Source organism: Nocardiopsis sp. M1B1 (assembly GCF_052466615.1).
In genome coordinates this window covers 698,489-715,836 of sequence record NZ_CP196194.1, presented here as the reverse complement: position 1 = coordinate 715,836, position 17,348 = coordinate 698,489, and the positions used below count along the sequence as shown (strand labels likewise).

Genomic DNA, 17,348 nt, shown 5'->3' with positions numbered 1-17,348 from the left:
CGACAGGTGAACCGGCCCGGCGGTGAGTCCGTCCAGCGCGGCGGCCCCGTCGGCCCCCGGCACCGGAACGCTCCGAGGCCGCGGTGGCAGGCGCTTTCGGCGCGGGCCCCGAGGCCCGGCGGACTACCATCTTCACCATGGCAACCGGGAACACGGGTCGCAAGCGTCCCACGATCAGCGACGTCGCCCGCCGGGCGGGTGTGAGCAAGGGCGCTGTGTCACGGGCGTTGAACACCGGTACCGGCACCAGCGCCAGCACCCGGGAACGCATCCGCCAGGCGGCGGTCGAACTGGGGTGGAGCCCGAGTTACGCAGCGCGCGCGCTCAACGGCAAGTCGCTGGGCACCATCGGCCTGATCGTGCGCCGCTCCCCCGAGATACTCGACTTCGACGCGTTCTTCCCCTCGTTCCTGTCCGGTATCGAGTCGGTGCTCTCCGGCGAGGAGCACGCCACCGTCATCCGCTTCGTGCCCGACGAGCGGACCGAGGCCGCCACCTACGAGCGGCTGTTCAACGACCACTTCGTCGACGGCTTCCTGGTCACCGACCTGCGGACGGACGACGGCCGTCCCGCGATGCTGCGCCGTCTGGGAGCGCCCGCCGTGGTGGTGGGCGCGCCCGAGGGCTCCTCCGACTTCCCCACCGTCACCAACGACTCCGGGGAGGCGATCCGCGGTCTGGTGCGCTGCTTCGTCGAGGCGGGGCACGAGCGCATCGCCCACGTCCAGGGCGACCCCCACATGCTGCACGCGCACCAGCGCCGGCGCCACTGGGAGGAGGCCGTGCGCGAGTTCGGGCTGGAGCCGGGGCCCGTGGAGGAGCACGGCGGCTACACCATCGAGGGCGGGGCCCGGGCCACGGAGCGCATCCTCGCCAGGCCCGCCGCCGAGCGCCCCACCGCCGTCTTCTACGGCAGCGACCTCATGGCCATAGGCGGCTACTCAGTGCTGGGGGAGGCGGGCCTGACCGTCCCCGACGACATAGCGGTGGCCGGGTTCGACGACATCCCCCTGGCCTCGTTCGTCACGCCGCCGCTGACGACCGTGCGCAACAGGCACCGCGCGCTGGGCAGTGTCGGGGCCCGCATCCTGCTGGACATGCTCAAGGGGCAGGAGCCGCCGCTGTCGACCGTGCTGGTCGGCGAGCTCCGCCCGAGGAAGTCGTCCGGACAGCCGGCGCACGGCTTGTAACGGTTCCACAACTGCCCCTCCTGCCTTTCTGTGATCTCGCCTACACTGCCGAGGTAAACCGGTTTACCTGATCATCGGGTCACGCGGAGCGACAGGCGTGGCCCACGGTTCTCGACGCTCCTGCCCACGGACCGACGGGCGCGTCCGACCCGCCCGCTCCGTCACCGCCGACGCTGACGACGGGCTCACATGGCCACAGAGAAACGGAGACGGCCGTGAAGACACCCCCCACAGCACTCCTGTCCGCCTCGACGGCGCTGGTGCTGGCCGCCGCGCTGACCGGCTGCGGTTCCGGCGAGGATTCCGGGGCCCAGACGCTGACCTACTGGGCCAGCAACCAGGGAGCGAGCGTGGAGGAGGACCGGGAGGTCCTCCAGCCCGTGCTGGACCGCTTCACCGAGGAGACCGGGGTGGAGGTCGAGCTGGAGGTCATCCCCTGGAGCGAGCTGTACAACCGCATCCTCACCGCGGTGAGCAGTGGCGACGGCCCCGACGTGCTCAACATCGGCAACACCTGGGCGGCCAGCCTCCAGGAGACCGGCGCCTTCGTGCCCTACGAGGGCGCGGACCTGGAGGCGGTGGGCGGCGAGGAGCGCTTCGTCGGCACCAGCTTCGCCACCGGCGGCGCCGAGGGCCAGACGCCGACGTCGGTGCCGCTCTACGGGCTGTCCTACGCGCTGTTCTACAACCCCACCATGTTCGAGGAGGCGGGCATCGAGGAACCGCCCGCGACCTGGGACGAGTTCGTCGACACCGCGGACGAGCTGACCCGGGACACCGACGACGACGGCGACATCGACCAGTACGGGTTCGTGCTGGAGGGCGGCAACGAGCGGCAGAACTCCCACATGGCCTTCATCCTCGGCCAGCAGCAGGGCGGACGGCTGTGGGGCGAGGACGGGCCCTCCTTCTCCTCCGACGAGCAGGTCGCCGCGGTCAAGCAGTGGGTGGACCTGATGGCCGTGGAAGAGGTCGTCGACCCCAGCAGCGCCGAGTTCAGCGACGGCACCCAGGGCATCAGCGACTTCGTCGACGGGCGCGCGGCCATGATCATCGTGCAGGGCAGCGCCCGCACCAGCATGGCCGCCCGCGGTTTCGAGGACTACGAGGTCGCCCAGGTGCCGATGCTCGACCCGCTGCCGGGCGAGCCCATCCAGAGCCACGCGGCCGGGATCAACATCAGCGTCTTCAACGACACCGACGACAAGGAGGGCGCTCTGCGACTGGTCGAGCACCTGACCAGCCCGGAGGAGCAGGTGTACCTGTCCCAGGAGTTCCAGACGCTGCCGGTGGCCACCGAGGCCTACGACAGCGAGGAGCTGCGGAGCGAGTCCATGGAGACCTTCCGCACGATCCTGACCGAGCACTCCGCGCCGATGCCGCTGATCCCCGAGGAGGGCCAGATGGAGACGGTGCTCGGCGAGGCGATCGGCGGGCTCTTCGCCCAGGTGGCGACCGGAGGCGAGGTCACCGAGGCCGACGTCCGCCAGGCCATGGAGGCGGCCGAGACCCAGATGGACGCCGCGAACTAGGGAGTGTGTCCCCGGTCGCCCCGCCCCCGCGGCGGGGCGGCCGTCTGATGGAGGCGCTAGATGTCGACTACGGAAGAACAGGGGCCCGGCACCGTCGAGGCCCCGCCCCGGACCGGCCCCGTGGAGGAACCGGGCGGGCGGCGTCCGCGCCGCCCGGGGTGGTTCCTGCCCTACGGCATGGTGCTGCCCGCGGCGGTGCTGGAGCTGCTGGTCCATATCGTCCCCATGGCCCTGGGGATCTACATCGCGTTCACCTCGCTGACGCAGCTGACCATCCGGCGCTGGACGACGGCGCCGCTGGTCGGCCTGGAGAACTTCGTCCGCGGTCTCGACCCCGGGAACGCCCTGGGCAGCGCCCTCTTCGAGAGCCTGTTCCGCACCACCGTCTACACCGTGCTGGTGGTGGGGGTGTCGTGGGTGCTGGGGATGGCCGCCGCGGTCGCGTTGAACACGAGGTTCCGGGGGCGCGGCGTGCTGCGCACGCTGTTCCTCGTGCCCTACGCCCTGCCGGTCTACGTCGCCGCGATCATCTGGGCGTTCATGTTCAACCAGCGCGACGGCATGGTCAACCGGCTGCTCGTGGAGGATCTGGGGCTGCTGGACGAGCGCCCGTTCTGGCTCATCGGCGAGAACGCCTTCTGGGTGCTGGTGATCGTGTCGGTGTGGCGGCTGTGGCCGTTCGCGTTCCTGATGCTCCTGGCGGCGCTGCAGAGCATCCCCGAGGACATGTACGAGGCCGCGGCCATCGACGGCGCCTCGACCTGGAGGAGGTTCACCGGCATCACGCTGCCCATGGTGCGCCCGGCGAACGCGGTCGTCCTGCTCGTCATGACCCTGTGGACGTTCAACGAGTTCAACATCCCCTTCCTGCTCTTCGGCGACACCTCACCCGAGAGCGCGCGGCTGATCTCACCGCTGATCTACGAGCACTCCTTCGTCAACTGGAACTTCGGCCTGGGCGCCGCGATGAGCGTTCTGCTGCTCGTCGCGCTGGTCATCGCGTCGGCGGTCTACGTCCGACTGGTGCTGCCCAAGGGGAGGGACAATGCGTGAGACACGGGGATTCCGCTGGTTCCGGCGGATCGTCCTGACCTTCCTCACCGTGTTCACGGTGCTGCCCCTGTACGTGCTGGTGGTGACCTCGGTGAAGCCGCTGGAGAACGTCCGGGGGATGTTCACCTGGCTGCCGGACCGCGTCACCCTCCAGCCGTACGTGGACATGTGGACGACGATCCCGTTGGCCCGCTACCTCACCAACAGCCTGATCGTCACGACCACGGCGACGGCCCTGGCGCTGGTGGTGGCGGTGCTGGCCGCCTATCCGCTGTCACGGCTGCGCTTTCGCGGCAGGCGGCTGTTCAGCATGACGGTGCTCTCGACGCAGATGTTTCCCGGCATCCTGTTCCTGCTGCCGCTCTTCCTGATCTTCGTGCGGCTGGAGGACCTCACCGGCATCGAGTTCACCGGCTCCTACACCGGGCTGATCATCACCTACCTGACCTTCGCCCTGCCGTTCTCGATCTGGATGCTGGCCGGGTACTTCAGCGCCATCCCCGAGGGCCTGGAGGAGGCGGCGATGATCGACGGCACCAGCAGGATCGGCGCCCTGGTGCGGGTCATCCTCCCCGTGGCCCGCCCGGGCATCCTCGCCGTGGGGGTGTTCGCGTTCATCACCGCCTGGGGAGAGGTGCTGTTCGCCTCGGTGCTCACCGACACCGAGACCCGCACCCTCTCCATCGGGCTGGAGCTCTACACCAGCCAGACCGACACCCTGTGGAACGAGCTGCTGGCCGCGTCGGTGACCGTCTCCCTGCCGGTGGTCGTGGCCTTCATGCTGGTCCAGCGCTACCTCGTGTCCGGACTGTCGGCGGGCGCGGTGAAGTAGGGACGGGTCCCCGGCCGTCCCGCGCACCCGCTGTCGGCGGGGCCGGGACGGCCGGGGCGAACCGGCCGCCGAAGCGACCGTCTCGCATGGCACCGCGGGGCGATGGGGCCCGAACGTGCGAGAGGCCTCAGGCGAGGATCTTGGCGGTGAAGGCCGTCAGCCGCTCCTCCAGCACCTCTCCCGACATCTCCTCCCGCCCGGCCAGGTGCTCCACCAGGTCGGCGCGGACCGCGGCCAGCAGCGCGTGCGCGGCGAAGTCCGCGTCCGGGACGGTGGGAACCGCGGCCAGGGCGTCCGCCAGCGTCCGATGCCACCAGGTGTAGTGATCGGCCTGGTAGGGGCTGTTCCCGCCGTCGCTCTCCAGCGCCAGGGCCAGATAGCGGTTGTCGAGCTTGAAGCGCAGCAGAGCGAGCAGGAGCGCCGGGACCCGTTCGCGCGGGGGCGTCGCGGGGCCCAGCGGGGCGGGGCCCTCCAGGACGGCCCCGCGCAACGGGCCGATCCGCACCTCCATGAGGGCCCGGATCAGCCCGCCTCGGTCGCCGAACCTGCGGAAGAGGGTGCCCTTCCCCACTCCGGCGGCGGCCGCGACCTCGTCCATCGACACGGTTCCGGGACTCGTACTGCGAGCGAAGAGCCCGTCCGCGGCGGCGAGTACCGCCTCCCTGTTGCGCAGCGCGTCCGCGCGCTCCCCACGTGCACCCATCTCCACCCCACTTGCTAAACGGACTGCCAGTCCATATATTCAAACGGACCAGCAGTCCACATTTTAGAGGGCGGAGACCCCATGCACGATGACCTGGCAACGGCGGACCTGTTCCGACACGGCCTGGAACTGCTCCTCGACGGGAGGATCGATGACTGGGTCGCCCTGTGCGACGAGGACGTCCTCGTCGAGTTCCCCTTCGCCCCCGTCGGCTGGCCCCGGCGGCTGGAGGGAAGGGGACGGCTCGCCGAGTACATGAGCGACTACACCGACCACGTCCACCTGAAGGACCTCCCGTACCTGGAGATCCACCAGACCGCCGCTCCCGAGACCGTGGTCGCCGAGATGCGCGCCCGGGCCCGGCTCGTGGCGACCGGACAGGACACCGACATCTCCTACGTGGTGGTGATGACGGCGGTCCGGGGACGCATCACCCACTACCGCGACTACTGGAACCCGCTCGTGGTGCCCGACTCCATGCGCGAGGCCAAGACCACGGCACCGAAGAGGGAGAACGCATGAGTTCCGCCGCCACCGTCCTGGTCACCGGCGCCACCGGCACGACCGGGAGCCGGGTCGCCTCCCGGCTCGACGCGCTCGGCCCGCGGGTGCGGGCGGCCAGCCGCCGCGCCCCGGCCCGGGGCGGCGGCCCGTCGGTGCGCTTCGACTGGTACGACCCCGCAACCTTCGGGGAGGCGCTGCGGGGCGTGGACCGGATGTACCTCGTCCCGCCCGTCGACACCACCGATCCCGCCGCCGTGATGGTGCCCTTCCTCGAACAGGCGGTCGCCGCCGGGGTGCGCCGGGCCGTACTGCTGAGCTCCTCGGCGATCCCGGAGGGCGGACCCGGCGCGGGTGCGGTGCACACCCTCCTGCCGAAGCTGTTCGACGAGTGGGCGGTCCTGCGCCCCTCGTGGTTCATGCAGAACTTCACCGGCGACAACCCCCACGCCGTGAGCATCCGTGAGGAGGGGTTGGTCATGACGGCCACGAGCCGGGGACGGGTCGGCTTCATCGACGCCGACGACATCGCCGCGGTGGCCGCCCGGGCGTTGACCGACGCGGAGCCGCCCAACACCGACCTCGTCCTCACCGGCCCCGAGGCGCTGAGCTATGACGACATCGCCGCGACGATCGCGCGGGCCTCGGGTCGACCGGTGCGCCACCTGGCGGTGGGCCGGGAGCGGATGCGCGACCACCTGGCGGCCGCCATGCCACGGGAGTACGCGGCGATGCTGGCGGACCTGGACCTGGTGATCGCCCAGGGCGCGGAGGACCGGGTCACCCCCGTCGTCGAGCGGATCACCGGCCTCCCTCCCCGGAGTTTCGCCGACGTCGCCGCCGGATGGACCTGGTAGCGGCCGGCGTTTCCGGCTACCGGTGCCACCCCCGGGGAGCCCGGGAGGTGGTACCGGCCGTGCTCACTCCGTGGGCGCCACACCGATCGGGCAGCTGGCGCCGGTTCCGCCGATCCCGCAGTACCCGTTGGGGTTCTTGGCGTCGGACAGGTACTGCTGGTGGTAGTCCTCGGCGAAGTAGAACTCCCGCAGCGGCGCGATCTCGGTGGTGATCGGCCCGTAGCCCGCGCGGGTGAGCACCGGCTGGAACGCGTCGCGGCTGGTCTCGGCCGCGATCCGCTGGGCGTCGTCGTGGTACAGGATCGCCGACCGGTACTGGGTGCCGACGTCGTTGCCCTGGCGCATGCCCTGGGTCGGGTCGTGGCCCTCCCAGAACACCTTGAGGATCTCCTCGTACGAGATGCGCTCGGGGTCGAACACCACCCGCACCGCCTCGGTGTGCCCGGTCAGGCCCGAGCAGACCTCCTCGTAGGTCGGGTTGGGCGTGTAGCCGCCCGCGTAGCCCACCGCGGTCGTGATGATCCCCCGCTCCGCGCCCAGGCGCCAGAACATGCGCTCGGCGCCCCAGAAGCAGCCCATCGCCACGTCGGCGATACGGCTGCCCTCGGGGTAGGGCGGGGTGAGGCTGGTGCCCAGCACCGTGTGCCCGAAGGGCACGTCCATCGGGGTGTCCCGACCGGGCAGGGCGCGTGCTGGATCGACCATGGTCGTCTTTCTCCCGAACATGCTTCCCAGGGTATCCACGGGTCCGGTCCGGCGCACGGACGCGATCGAACCTGTGGACGGACGCGGTCGGCGGCCGTCGCCGGAGCGCCCGCCGACACGGGACGCGCCCCCGCTCCCCCTTACCGGTCCTTCCGCGTTTCCTCCCGCCGACCGGCCCACGGCCCGGAGGCGGCGCTCGCCCGCCTCCTCCGTGGCGGCGCTCGCCCGCCCGCGCGATGAGGACACTCCGGACAATTCGTCCTACGATTGCTGACGTGCCGGAATCCAAGCGTGGCGTCGTCCTCGGGGCGACCGCCTTCCTCCTCTGGGGCGTGGCGGCCCTGTACTGGCCGCTCCTCTCCTCCTCCGAACCCAGCGAGATCCTCGCCCACCGCATGGTGTGGGCCCTGCTCGCGATGTGCGTCGTCCTCCTCGTCACCCGCCGGGGCTGGTCCTGGTTCCCCTCGGTGCTGCGCAGCCCCCGCCGCCTGCTGCCGGTGGCCGCCGCGGCGGTGCTGATCTCCGTCAACTGGTGGGGGTTCATCTACGCGGTCTCCACCGAGCAGACCCTCCAGGCCTCGCTCGCGTACTTCATCAATCCGCTGATGTCGGTGTGCCTGGGGGTGCTGCTGTTCTCCGAGCGGCTGCGGGCCCTCCAGTGGGTGGCGGTCGGCCTGGGCGTCCTGGCCGTGGCCGTGATGACCGTCGCCTACGGCGTGACCCCGTGGCTGGCGCTGCTCATGGCCGCCACCTTCGCCGCCTACGGCGCGGTGAAGAAGTACGTGGACCTGGACGGCGTGCGGAGCCTGACCGTCGAGACCATGGTGATGTTCCTGCCCGCGCTGGGCTTCGTGGTCCACCTGGAGGCCACCGGCGCGGGAACCGTGTTCTCGGTGTCCCCGGGCCACACCGCCCTGCTGGTCGGCAGCGGTTTCGTGACCGCTCTGCCGCTGCTGCTGTTCGGCGTGGCCGCGCGCCAGGTCCCCCTGAGCGTCATCGGCATCCTCCAGTACATCGCCCCGGTCATCATGTTCTTCGTCGGCTGGCTGGTGCAGGGCGAGGAGATGCCGCCCGCCCGGTGGCTGGGCTTCGCGCTGGTGTGGCTGGCTCTGTGCGCGTTCGTCGTCGACCAGGTCCGCGACGCCCGTTCCCGGTCACGCGCCTCCGCCCGGGCCGGGGAGCAGGCCGGGGCAGGGGTCGGGACGGAGGTCGGGGAACAGTCCGGGGAAGAGGTCGAGGAAGAGGCCGGAACCCCCGACGAACAGCGGCGACGCGAACTCGGACAGCCCGGGAAGCCGCTCCCGGGGGATCCCGCCCGGCCCGAGTCCGCGGAGTGATCCGGTCTTCCCTGTTTCGGAAAACCCAAACTACCCTCTGTGACTCTGTGCTAACGTCAGGTCGCGGGTCGGGGGCAGCCTCCGGCCCGGACCAGGCCGCACGTCCCGGAGGGCCCTTCCATGCCTCGCACCAGCCGAACGGCACGCGCCACGCGCGCCGTCGCGGCCGTGTGCCCCGAGGCGCCCTCCCTGTTCCTGCTGCCGCTGGTGGTCGGGGCTCTGCTGGTCGGCCTGTGGCTGCTCGGCGCGGCTCCAGCCGCCGCCGACTCCGGCGCTGACACCGGCGGCTCCCGGTCCCTGCTCGACGGGGGTCCGCTCACCGGCGGTCGGCTGTCGGACGGCTTCTCCGGCACCTCCGGGAACCCCGAACACGCCTCCTCGGAGCGCACCGCACCGCACCACGGCCTCCGGGACCGCGTCTCCTCCGGCCGGGCGGCCCTGGACGCCTCCTCCCTCGGGCTGGAGGGCTCCGGACGCCTCGGCGAGGTCGTCCCCGAGGGCGTGGGCCAGGTGGCCGAGCCGGTCGCCTCCACCCTGGGCACGGTGCACCAGCGCCTCGAACACGGGGCCGAGCGCACCGCCGCCGAGACCGCCGCCGTCCTGCCCGAGGCCGCGTGGCCGGTCGCCGGGATGGGCGAGGGAGCACGGAGCCTGGTCGGCGGACTCGACCGCGACGGACACGCCGACGCGGGGCTGCTGGCCCCCGTGGCCCCCTCGGCCCACGCCCCCGCCCCGGAGCGGGAAGGCGACGACTCCGCGGCCGGGTCGCGCGAGCGGGCGAAGGGCGAGGACACCGTTCCCGGGACCGGGCACGGCACCGTCTACGGGCACGGCTCCGTCATCCCGGTCGGCACCGCCGGGGCCTCCGTCGGCGCGGACGCGGGCGAGCGCCCGGACACCGCGGCCCCGGCCCCCGGTTCCTCAGCCCACCAGCTCACCGCCGGTCCGACCGCGCCCGCCGGGGGCGGCGTCCCCGTTCCCGCCGTCGCGGGATACCTCACCGCGGCGCCCGTCACCGCGCCCTCCGCCGACGCCGTCCTGCTCGCCGCCCGGGCCCTGCTCACGGTGCCCGGCGGCCCCAGCGACGACCCCACGGTCTCCCCCGACTAGGACGCGTCCCCTTCCGCGCGGACGCACACCCCGCGCACGGACCCGTCCCAGCCAGGCCCTCTGCGCGCTCTCTGGGAGCTGACCTGAGTCCCGTGCCCCGTTCACGGAATTCACGCCAGCCGGTGGTCCGCCCCGGCTCCGGCCGGACGCGCCCCACGCGTTCGGTCCCCGTATCCACTGATCCAGAGCACAACCTCCGAAGGGAAACCCATGACGCAGGTCAAGCGCATATCAGCCAGGGCCGTCCTCCTCGCCGCCGGAACGGCGGGCTTCGTCGCCCTCGGCGCCGGGGTCTCCGGCGCCGAGTCCCTCTCCTCTCCCGTCCACGAAATCGCGCCCCTCGTCGAGCGCGCCCTGGTGGAGGGCGTCGCCCCCGCCATGAACAGCGTGGCCCCCGAGGGCGTCGGGCCGATCGCCGGCAGCGCCCTGAGCGAGCTCCAGGAGACCGCGCACAACCCCGAGAAGCCCGCTCCCGACCTGGCCGCCCCGCTGCCCGAGGGCCAGGACATCCGGACCCCGCTGGGCGAGGTGCCCAACCCGACCTCCGAGCTGGCCGACACCGTCTCCGGGGTCCAGGACGCCACCGGCCTGGACGGCGACCCCCACGACACCATCGGCCACGACGCCGGGCGCGCCCTGGAGCACGGCGGCCACCGTGCGGGCGAGGCGGTGGAGGAGACCGCGGTCACGGTGCTGCCGCACACCCTGGAGTCGGTCTACGGGCTGCGCGAGCAGGTGGACCTGCCCCGGGTCGGCCAGGTCGCCCAGCTGCCCGACACCTCCCGGCTCCGCGACGCCGCCCAGCTTCCCGACACCTCCGACCTGTCCTCGGTGACCGGCGGCAACAGCCTGTCGCTGGACGGTGCCGAGGCGCCCGTCCTGGAGGAGGCCCTGGGTCTGGGCGGGTCCCCCACCGTGCGCCAGAGCGCGGCCGCGCCCCCCGTTCCGAACATGTGGGACATCGCCTACGTCTTCGGTCTGGAGACGCCGGGCAGCGTGCAGGACCTCATGGGGGCCACCCCCCTGACCGAGGGCAGCGACGTCAGCCTCGGTGAGGAGAGGGTGCTCGGCATGATCGGCCAGCGCAACCTCGACCAGCCCCTCACCACCGTCCACCAGTCGGCGCCCGCGTCGCCCGGTCTGGGAGACCTGACCGACGCCCTCGCGAGCGGCGCTGAGAGCGGCGACCTCAGGGCCGCCGAGCTCCGGCCCCTGAACGTGGAGGGCCCCCTGGCCGGGTCCGAGGTGCCCCGCCTGTCCGGCACCGGCGTGCCCGTGGTCGACGACGCGGTGGACTCCGTCGTGCCGCAGCTCGCCGACGCCGGGGTGCCGACGATCACCGAGGGCGTGGACACCCAGACCGCCGAGGACCTGGTGGCGGAGCTGAGCCGCGGCACCGACCTGCTGAACGACGTGGACACCAGCGACCTGCTGTCCGTCGAGGGCGGCACCGTCCCGCAGGAGACCCCCGCGGGCATGACGCAGCACCCGACCTTCATGGACCTGCCCGGTTCCGAGGCCCTGCCCGTCATCAGCTAGGGCGCGACCCCGCACAGCCGGCGGGCGCCGCGGCTCTCCCCCGCCGCGTCCGCCGGTCCCGGGGCGGTCCGCCGGGCACCTGAACGGAATCCCACCGCGACACCGGCACGGCCTCCCCGCACGGCGGGACTGAGAGACACGGCGACGGCGCCGCCCCACCGGGCGGCGCCGTCGTCACGTCACCGGCACGAAGGCCGAGGTCACCCGCCTTCGGGTTCGCGCAGGGGTCGCGGCGCCGCCAGCGCCCGAGGCCTGACGGCGTCGTCGTGGTCGAACCCCGTAGGGTGCTCCGCATGACCGAGATCGAGATCACCGCGGGTCTCGTCCGCGACCTGCTGCGCGACCAGCACCCGGACCTGGCCGGGCTGCCCCTGCGCGAGGTGGACGGCGGCTGGGGCAACCAGATGTGGCGCCTGGGGGACGAACTGGCCGTGCGGATCCAGCGCATGGACACCGACCCCGACGACCAGCTCAAGGAGCGCCGCTGGCTGCCGCTGCTCGCACCGCGCCTGCCGTTGCCCGTCCCCGTGCCGGTACGCGGCGGTACCCCCTGCGAGCGGTTCCCCAAGATGTGGACGGTCATGACGTGGGTGCCGGGCCTGCCGCTGGACCGCGGGTCGATCACCCGCGGCGGGCACGCGGCCGACACCCTGGCGGCGTTCCTGCGGGCGCTGCACGTGCCGGCGCCCGCCGACGCACCGGTCGACACGGGCTGGGGCGCGCTGACCCCCCGGGACTGCACGGAAGGCTTCGACCGGTTCCTCGGTGCCCTCGACGCCGACGCGATCGGCGCCGACGCCGCCGACGTCCGGGCCGTGTGGGACGACGCCGTCGCGGCCCCCGGGTGGGAGGGCCCGCCGGTGTGGGTGCACGGCGACCTGCATCCCGCGAACGTCGTGGTCGCGGACGGGACGCTGGCGGGCGTCGTCGACTTCGGCGACCTGTTCGCCGGCGACCCGGCGGCGGACCTGGCGGCCGCCTGGGTGCTGCTGCCGACGGGCGCGGCGGCACGCTTCTTCGCCGCGTACGCGGAGGCCGACGAGGCGACGGTCCGGCGCGCCCGCGGGCTGGCCGCGCTGAAGAGCCTCTTCCTGATGCTGATGGGCCAGAACGGGGACCGCGGCCTGCCCGGCGGCAAGCCGGCGTGGGGCCCGGCGGGGCGGGCGGCGCTCGACCGTGTCCTGGCCGAGCGTCCGGCCCGGTTCCACGGGTAGGCCGTCGGCGCGCTCGGACCGCGCGTTCCACCGGGTGCGCCGGACGCGCCGGACGCGCCGGGTGGTCGGTGACCGTCCCCGAGGACAGCGAAACGGCGCCGCCCCACCGGGCGGCGCCGTCGTCGGTCCTCGGGCCCCTCGGCCGCCGCGGGCGTCCTCGCGGACACCCGCCGAAGGTCAGCCCGAGCGCTCGACCACGTAGTCGCACAGCGCCTCGAAGGCGCCCCTGGCCGGGCTCTCGGGCAGGGTCGCCAGCTCCGCGCGCGCCTTGTCGGCCCAGCCGCGCAGCGTGGCCTCGGCCTCGGCCATCGCCGGGTGCACCCGCAGCAGCGCCAGCGCCTCCTCGGCCTCCTCGTCGTCCAGCGGGCGGCCCAGCAGCGACTTGAGCCGCTCGTCCGCCGCGTCCCGGGAGCGCAGCGCGTAGAACATCGGCAGGGTCAGCACGCCCTCGCGCAGGTCGGTCCCCGGGGTCTTGCCCGAGTCCGTGCTCTCGCTCGCCACGTCCAGCAGGTCGTCGGCGAGCTGGAAGGCCATCCCCAGCGCGTCGCACGCCCGCGTGACCGTCCCGATCGTCTCGGGGTCGACCTTGCCGAACATGCCGCCGAACTCCGCCGACGACGCGATCAGGGACGCCGTCTTGTCGCTGATCACCCGCAGGTAGTGGTCCAGCGGGTCGGTGCCCTCCTGCGGACCGGAGGTCTCCAGGATCTGCCCCTGCACCAGGCGCCCGAACGTGGTCGCCTGGAGCCGGACCGCCTCGGTGCCCAGATCGGCGAGCATCTCCGAGGCGCGGGCGAACACGTAGTCGCCGGTCAGGATGGCGACGCTGTTGCCCCAGCGCTGGTTGGCGCTGGGCTCGCCGCGCCGCAGCTCGGCCTCGTCCATGACGTCGTCGTGGTAGAGCGTGGCCACGTGGGTGAGCTCCACCACGGCCGCGGCCGGGATGAGGTCGGGCACGGTCGGATCGCCGAAGTGGGCGGCCAGCAGGACCAGGGTCGCGCGGAAGCGCTTGCCCCCGGCGGCCAGCAGGTGGGACGCCGCCTCGGTCAGCAGGGGGTCGCTCGACGCGACCGACTCCCGCAGCAGGTCCTCGACCTTCTCCAGGTTGTCCTGGACCTCCCGGGCAAGGGCATCGTCGACTCTCGGCAGAGCGAGAAACCCGCTCGGGACAGCACCGCTCACCGTACAGCTCCACCTGTCGAACGGCACGGAGGTGACCCCGGGTGAGGGGGGCACCGCGTGCTCAGCACATGAACATGATCCGACTTGCCACGGTATCCGACCCGGAATGAACAGCCAAAGCCACACCCGGGTACGGAACCGGCAGGTGACGAATCCCAGGTCAGACCAGGTAATTGGTCACTCTGCCGGTCACCCGTGGTCAGCGCTCGCGTCCGACCGGAACCCGGAGCCCGTACCCGCCGGTCACCGTGCGTTCACGGCCGCCGGTCACTCCGTGCCTCCGGCGCTTCCGGCCTGCGTCGACGCCTGCTCGACCATCACCGAGGTCGGGGCCTGGTCGGCGTCGGACGGGGGCAGCAGGTTGTCGAGCACCGCTCCCGGGTACACGCCGAGCAGCAGCGTCGCCGCCACCCCGATCGCGATGACCCCGCCCGTGGCCGCTCCGGCGCGCACCACCGTGGGGCCCTCGCCCTCCGGGTCCCGGAAGAACATCACCACGATGATCCGCACGTAGAAGAACGCGGTCACCGCGCTGCTCAGCACACCCACCACGACCAGCGGGACGGCCCCGGCCGCCACCGCGGCCTCGAACACCGCGAACTTGCCGATGAAGCCGCTCGTGAGCGGGATCCCGGCGAACGCCAGCAGGAACAGCGCCAGCGCCCCGGCCAGCGCGGGCGAGCGGCGGCCCAGCCCCGCCCACCGGTCCAGGTCGCCCAGCTCCTGGCCGCCGTCCTTGGTCCGCACCAGCGTCACCACGGCGAACGCGCCCAGCGTGGTGAACCCGTAGGCCGCCAGGTAGAACATGGCGCCCGCGAGCCCGTCCGTGCTGCCCGCCACGACCGCGGTCAGGATGAACCCGGCGTGCACCACCGAGGAGTAGGCCAGCAGCCGCTTGACGTCGCGCTGGGTCACCGCGATGACCGCGGCCACGACCATCGTCAGGACGGCCACCGCCCACAGCATCGGCTCCCAGCTCTGGGCCGAGCCCCCGAAGGGCACGAAGAACACCCGCAGCAGGGCGCCGAACGCGGCGACCAGCGTGCAGGAGGCCATCAGCGCCGTGATCGGGGTCGGCGCGCCCTGGTACACGTCCGGCTTCCAGTTGTGGAAGGGCACCGCGCCGACCTTGAACAGCAGGCCGACCGCCACCAGGCCGATGCCCATGAGCAGCAGGGGCTCGCCGTCTCCGCTCTGGAAGAGGTCCGCGCCGCCCGCCTCGACGGCCACGCGGATCTCGCCGAAGTTCACCGAGCCCGCGTAGCCGTAGACCATGGCGGCGCCGAACAGGAAGAACGCCGACGAGAACGCGCCCAGCAGGAAGTACTTGACCGCGGCCTCCTGCGAGAACAGTCGGCGGCGCCGGGCCAGCCCGCACAGCAGGTACAGCGGCAGGCTCATGACCTCCAGCGCGATGAACATCGTCAGGAAGTCGTTCGAGGCCGGGAACATCAGCATCCCCAGCACCGCGAACATCACCAGCGGATACACCTCGGTGTGCTGGGAGCCCGCCAGGATGTGCGCGCGCTCCTCCTCGCTGCCGGGCACCGTGGCCGCCTGCGCGGCGAACGCGTCGCGCCCGTCCCGGCGCTCGGAGATCAGCAGCAGGCTCACCAGCGCGAGCACCGTGATGGTGCCCTGGAAGAAGATCACCGTCCGGTCCACCGCCAGCGCCCCGGCGCCGACCGTCACCCCCGGCGCGTCCTCGGGCAGCGAGCCCACCTGGAGCACCAGCAGGACGAACGCGGCCAGCAGCGCGAGCGCCGCGAGCCCGATCTGGATGGCGCGGCGCCGCCCCTGGGGGACGAACGCCTCGAACAGCACGCCCAGCACACCGGCGGCGAACACCGTGAGCAGCGGCGCGAGCAGCCACCAGTCCATCTGCGGTGCCGCCTCGGTGATGACGGGAAGGTCCATGTGGGGGATCACTCCGCGTCTCCTTCCTCTTCCTGGGCGCCCGCGGCGCCCCCGGTCCCGCTGTCAGGGCCCGCGCCGACCTCCACGGTGCGCTCCACCGCGGGGTTGATCACGTCCAGCACCGGCTGCGGGTACAGGCCGAGCAGGAGGATGAGCGCGAGCAGCGGGGCCACCGCCCACGTCTCCCGCGCCGACAGGTCGCGCAGGCCGGTCAGGTCCTCCCGGGTGGGTCCGTTCATGGTGCGCTGGTACATCCACAGGATGTAGAGCGCGGCCAGGACCACGCCGACCGCCGCGACGATCGCGGGTGCCGGGCTGAACGCGTACACGCCGACGAACACCAGGAACTCGCTGACGAACGGCGCCAGACCGGGCAGCGCCAGACCGGCCAGGCCGGTCACCAGGAACACCCCGGCCAGCTTGGGCGCGATCCTCTGCACGCCGCCGTAGTCGCTGATGAGCGCGGAGCCGCGGCGGGCGATCAGGAAGCCCACGACCAGGAACAGCGCCCCGGTCGCGAACCCGTGGTTGACCATGTACAGGGCGGCCCCGGCCTGCCCCTGCGCGGTCAGGGCGAAGATGCCCAGGGTGATGAAGCCGAAGTGGGAGACCGACGTGTAGGCCACCAGGCGCATCATGTCGTTCTGCCCGATGGCCAGGATCGCGCCGTAGATGATGCTCACCAGGCTCAGCGCCACCACCGGCCACACGAACCAGGACACGGCCGCCGGGAACAGCTCCAGGCAGTAGCGCAGCATCCCGTAGGTGCCGACCTTGTCCAGCACGCCCACCAGCAGCACGGCGGTGCCCGGGCGCGAGGCGCCCGCCGCCGAGGGCAGCCAGGTGTGCACGGGCCACATCGGCGCCTTGATCGCGAAGGCGATGAAGAAGCCGAGGAACAGCCAGCGGGCCGTGGCCGGGTCCACGGCGGCCAGGGCGCTGCCCTCGCCGACCAGGTCGCTCCACAGGAAGGTGCCGCCGACGACGTACACGCCGATCACCGCGACCAGCATGACCAGGCCGCCGGCGAGGCTGTAGAGCAGGAACTTGACCGCGGCCCTGGACCGGTCGTCGCCGCGCCCGTAGCGCCCGATCATGAAGTAGACCGGGATGAGCATGGCCTCGAAGAACACGTAGAACAGGAAGACGTCGGTGGCGGCGAAGACGCCGATCATCATCGCTTCCAGGACCAGGATGAGCGCGAAGTACCCGCGCCCCCCGTCCTCGCGGTCGTCGTGCTCGCGCCAGGCGGCCAGGACCACCAGCGGCACCAGCACGGCCGACATCAGGACCAGCGCCAGGGCGATGCCGTCCACGCCCACGGCGTAGCTGACGCCGAAGCGCGGGATCCAGGGGTAGACCTCCTCGAACTGGAGGGCTCCCGCCCGGGAGGTGTCGAACTGCAGGGCCATGGCCCCGAGCACGAGCAGGGTGGCGAGCGAGAAGCCCAGCGTGATCCGCTTGGCGGTCTCGGCCGGGGCCCCGCCCTTGGCCGCGGCGGCGGGCCGCACGGCCGTCGCCGTGGCGGTGGCGCCTCCGGAGGAGGCGGTGGCGGACGAGGCGGCCGAGGCCGCGACCGTCCGCTCCGTGGCGGCCTTGGCGGTGCGCGGCAGCGCCCAGACCAGGACCGCGCCGACCGCGGGGAGCGCGATCGCGATGGTGAGCCAGGGGATCAT

15 protein-coding genes are annotated in these 17,348 nt (G+C 72.6%); 10 read left to right on the top strand and 5 right to left on the bottom strand.

What is annotated here, in order from left to right; translation table 11 throughout:
- Positions 1–137: 137 nt before the first annotated feature.
- From ACSTA4_RS03260 to ACSTA4_RS03245, 4 genes are all read left to right on the top strand, one after another.
- Positions 138–1,190, top strand: coding sequence for a LacI family DNA-binding transcriptional regulator (locus tag ACSTA4_RS03260; protein ID WP_444962379.1), 1,053 nt, complete (start codon positions 138–140; stop codon positions 1,188–1,190).
- Positions 1,191–1,405: 215 nt separating this feature from the next.
- On the top strand, positions 1,406–2,722 hold the full coding sequence (locus ACSTA4_RS03255) for a sugar ABC transporter substrate-binding protein (RefSeq protein ID WP_444962378.1): 1,317 nt from the start codon (positions 1,406–1,408) through the stop codon (positions 2,720–2,722).
- A 60-nt stretch (positions 2,723–2,782) separates the two neighbouring features.
- Positions 2,783–3,775 (top strand): carbohydrate ABC transporter permease, encoded by a 993-nt coding sequence (locus ACSTA4_RS03250; protein WP_444962377.1) that lies wholly within the window; start codon positions 2,783–2,785, stop codon positions 3,773–3,775.
- Entirely contained in the window at positions 3,768–4,607 is an 840-nt protein-coding gene (locus ACSTA4_RS03245; protein ID WP_248773408.1) for a carbohydrate ABC transporter permease, read from the top strand. The genes ACSTA4_RS03250 and ACSTA4_RS03245 overlap by 8 nt, the downstream gene beginning before the upstream one ends.
- Before the next feature lie 127 nt (positions 4,608–4,734).
- Here the strand turns inward: ACSTA4_RS03245 and ACSTA4_RS03240 are convergent, their stop codons facing one another.
- A complete protein-coding gene (locus ACSTA4_RS03240; RefSeq protein WP_444962376.1) occupies positions 4,735–5,310 on the bottom strand; it encodes a TetR/AcrR family transcriptional regulator in 576 nt (191 codons plus the stop codon).
- A gap of 81 nt (positions 5,311–5,391) precedes the next feature.
- Here ACSTA4_RS03240 and ACSTA4_RS03235 point away from each other — a divergent pair, with 81 nt between their 5' ends.
- Complete coding sequence (locus tag ACSTA4_RS03235; protein WP_444962375.1) at positions 5,392–5,832, top strand: nuclear transport factor 2 family protein; 441 nt, start codon at positions 5,392–5,394, stop codon at positions 5,830–5,832.
- Complete coding sequence (locus ACSTA4_RS03230; RefSeq protein ID WP_444962374.1) at positions 5,829–6,668, top strand: NAD-dependent epimerase/dehydratase family protein; 840 nt, start codon at positions 5,829–5,831, stop codon at positions 6,666–6,668. The genes ACSTA4_RS03235 and ACSTA4_RS03230 overlap by 4 nt, the downstream gene beginning before the upstream one ends.
- Before the next feature lie 63 nt (positions 6,669–6,731).
- On the opposite strand, the gene msrA is transcribed toward ACSTA4_RS03230, so the two are convergent.
- On the bottom strand, positions 6,732–7,394 hold the full coding sequence (msrA, locus tag ACSTA4_RS03225) for a peptide-methionine (S)-S-oxide reductase MsrA (protein WP_416028486.1): 663 nt from the start codon (positions 7,392–7,394) through the stop codon (positions 6,732–6,734).
- A 254-nt stretch (positions 7,395–7,648) separates the two neighbouring features.
- On the opposite strand from msrA, the gene rarD reads away from it, so the two are divergent.
- From rarD to ACSTA4_RS03205, 4 genes are all read left to right on the top strand, one after another.
- The gene (gene rarD / locus ACSTA4_RS03220; RefSeq protein WP_444962373.1) at positions 7,649–8,710 is read left to right on the top strand and encodes an EamA family transporter RarD; all 1,062 of its coding nucleotides are present in this window, start codon (positions 7,649–7,651) and stop codon (positions 8,708–8,710) included.
- A gap of 120 nt (positions 8,711–8,830) precedes the next feature.
- A complete protein-coding gene (locus ACSTA4_RS03215) occupies positions 8,831–9,820 on the top strand; it encodes a flagellar associated protein (protein WP_444962372.1) in 990 nt (329 codons plus the stop codon).
- A gap of 210 nt (positions 9,821–10,030) precedes the next feature.
- A complete protein-coding gene (locus ACSTA4_RS03210) occupies positions 10,031–11,359 on the top strand; it encodes a hypothetical protein (RefSeq protein ID WP_444962371.1) in 1,329 nt (442 codons plus the stop codon).
- A 293-nt stretch (positions 11,360–11,652) separates the two neighbouring features.
- Positions 11,653–12,573 (top strand): phosphotransferase, encoded by a 921-nt coding sequence (locus ACSTA4_RS03205; RefSeq protein WP_444962370.1) that lies wholly within the window; start codon positions 11,653–11,655, stop codon positions 12,571–12,573.
- Positions 12,574–12,750: 177 nt separating this feature from the next.
- Here ACSTA4_RS03205 and ACSTA4_RS03200 read toward each other — a convergent pair whose 3' ends face one another.
- From ACSTA4_RS03200 to ACSTA4_RS03190, 3 genes are all read right to left on the bottom strand, one after another.
- The gene (locus ACSTA4_RS03200) at positions 12,751–13,755 is read right to left on the bottom strand and encodes a polyprenyl synthetase family protein (RefSeq protein WP_444962369.1); all 1,005 of its coding nucleotides are present in this window, start codon (positions 13,753–13,755) and stop codon (positions 12,751–12,753) included.
- 267 nt (positions 13,756–14,022) lie between these two features.
- Positions 14,023–15,672 carry an NADH-quinone oxidoreductase subunit NuoN gene (nuoN, locus tag ACSTA4_RS03195; protein WP_444964085.1) on the bottom strand — a complete coding sequence of 550 codons (1,650 nt, stop codon included), beginning with the start codon at positions 15,670–15,672 and terminating at the stop codon, positions 14,023–14,025.
- An 8-nt stretch (positions 15,673–15,680) separates the two neighbouring features.
- Positions 15,681–17,348: an NADH-quinone oxidoreductase subunit M gene (locus ACSTA4_RS03190; RefSeq protein WP_444962368.1), complete on the bottom strand. Its 1,668-nt coding sequence runs from the start codon at positions 17,346–17,348 to the stop codon at positions 15,681–15,683.

Excerpts from the sequence above, each read along its gene's own strand:
- ACSTA4_RS03260 (WP_444962379.1), top strand. The coding sequence starts at position 138 with ATGGCAACCGGGAACACGGGTCGCAAGCGTCCCACGATCAGCGACGTC.
- ACSTA4_RS03250 (WP_444962377.1), top strand. The coding sequence starts at position 2,783 with ATGTCGACTACGGAAGAACAGGGGCCCGGCACCGTCGAGGCCCCGCCC.
- ACSTA4_RS03245 (WP_248773408.1), top strand. The coding sequence starts at position 3,768 with ATGCGTGAGACACGGGGATTCCGCTGGTTCCGGCGGATCGTCCTGACC.
- ACSTA4_RS03240 (WP_444962376.1), bottom strand. The coding sequence starts at position 5,310 with ATGGGTGCACGTGGGGAGCGCGCGGACGCGCTGCGCAACAGGGAGGCG.
- ACSTA4_RS03235 (WP_444962375.1), top strand. The coding sequence starts at position 5,392 with ATGCACGATGACCTGGCAACGGCGGACCTGTTCCGACACGGCCTGGAA.
- ACSTA4_RS03230 (WP_444962374.1), top strand. The coding sequence starts at position 5,829 with ATGAGTTCCGCCGCCACCGTCCTGGTCACCGGCGCCACCGGCACGACC.
- msrA (WP_416028486.1), bottom strand. The coding sequence starts at position 7,394 with ATGTTCGGGAGAAAGACGACCATGGTCGATCCAGCACGCGCCCTGCCC.
- ACSTA4_RS03215 (WP_444962372.1), top strand. The coding sequence starts at position 8,831 with ATGCCTCGCACCAGCCGAACGGCACGCGCCACGCGCGCCGTCGCGGCC.
- ACSTA4_RS03210 (WP_444962371.1), top strand. The coding sequence starts at position 10,031 with ATGACGCAGGTCAAGCGCATATCAGCCAGGGCCGTCCTCCTCGCCGCC.
- ACSTA4_RS03205 (WP_444962370.1), top strand. The coding sequence starts at position 11,653 with ATGACCGAGATCGAGATCACCGCGGGTCTCGTCCGCGACCTGCTGCGC.
- nuoN (WP_444964085.1), bottom strand. The coding sequence starts at position 15,672 with ATGGACCTTCCCGTCATCACCGAGGCGGCACCGCAGATGGACTGGTGG.
- ACSTA4_RS03190 (WP_444962368.1), bottom strand. The coding sequence starts at position 17,348 with ATGATCCCCTGGCTCACCATCGCGATCGCGCTCCCCGCGGTCGGCGCG.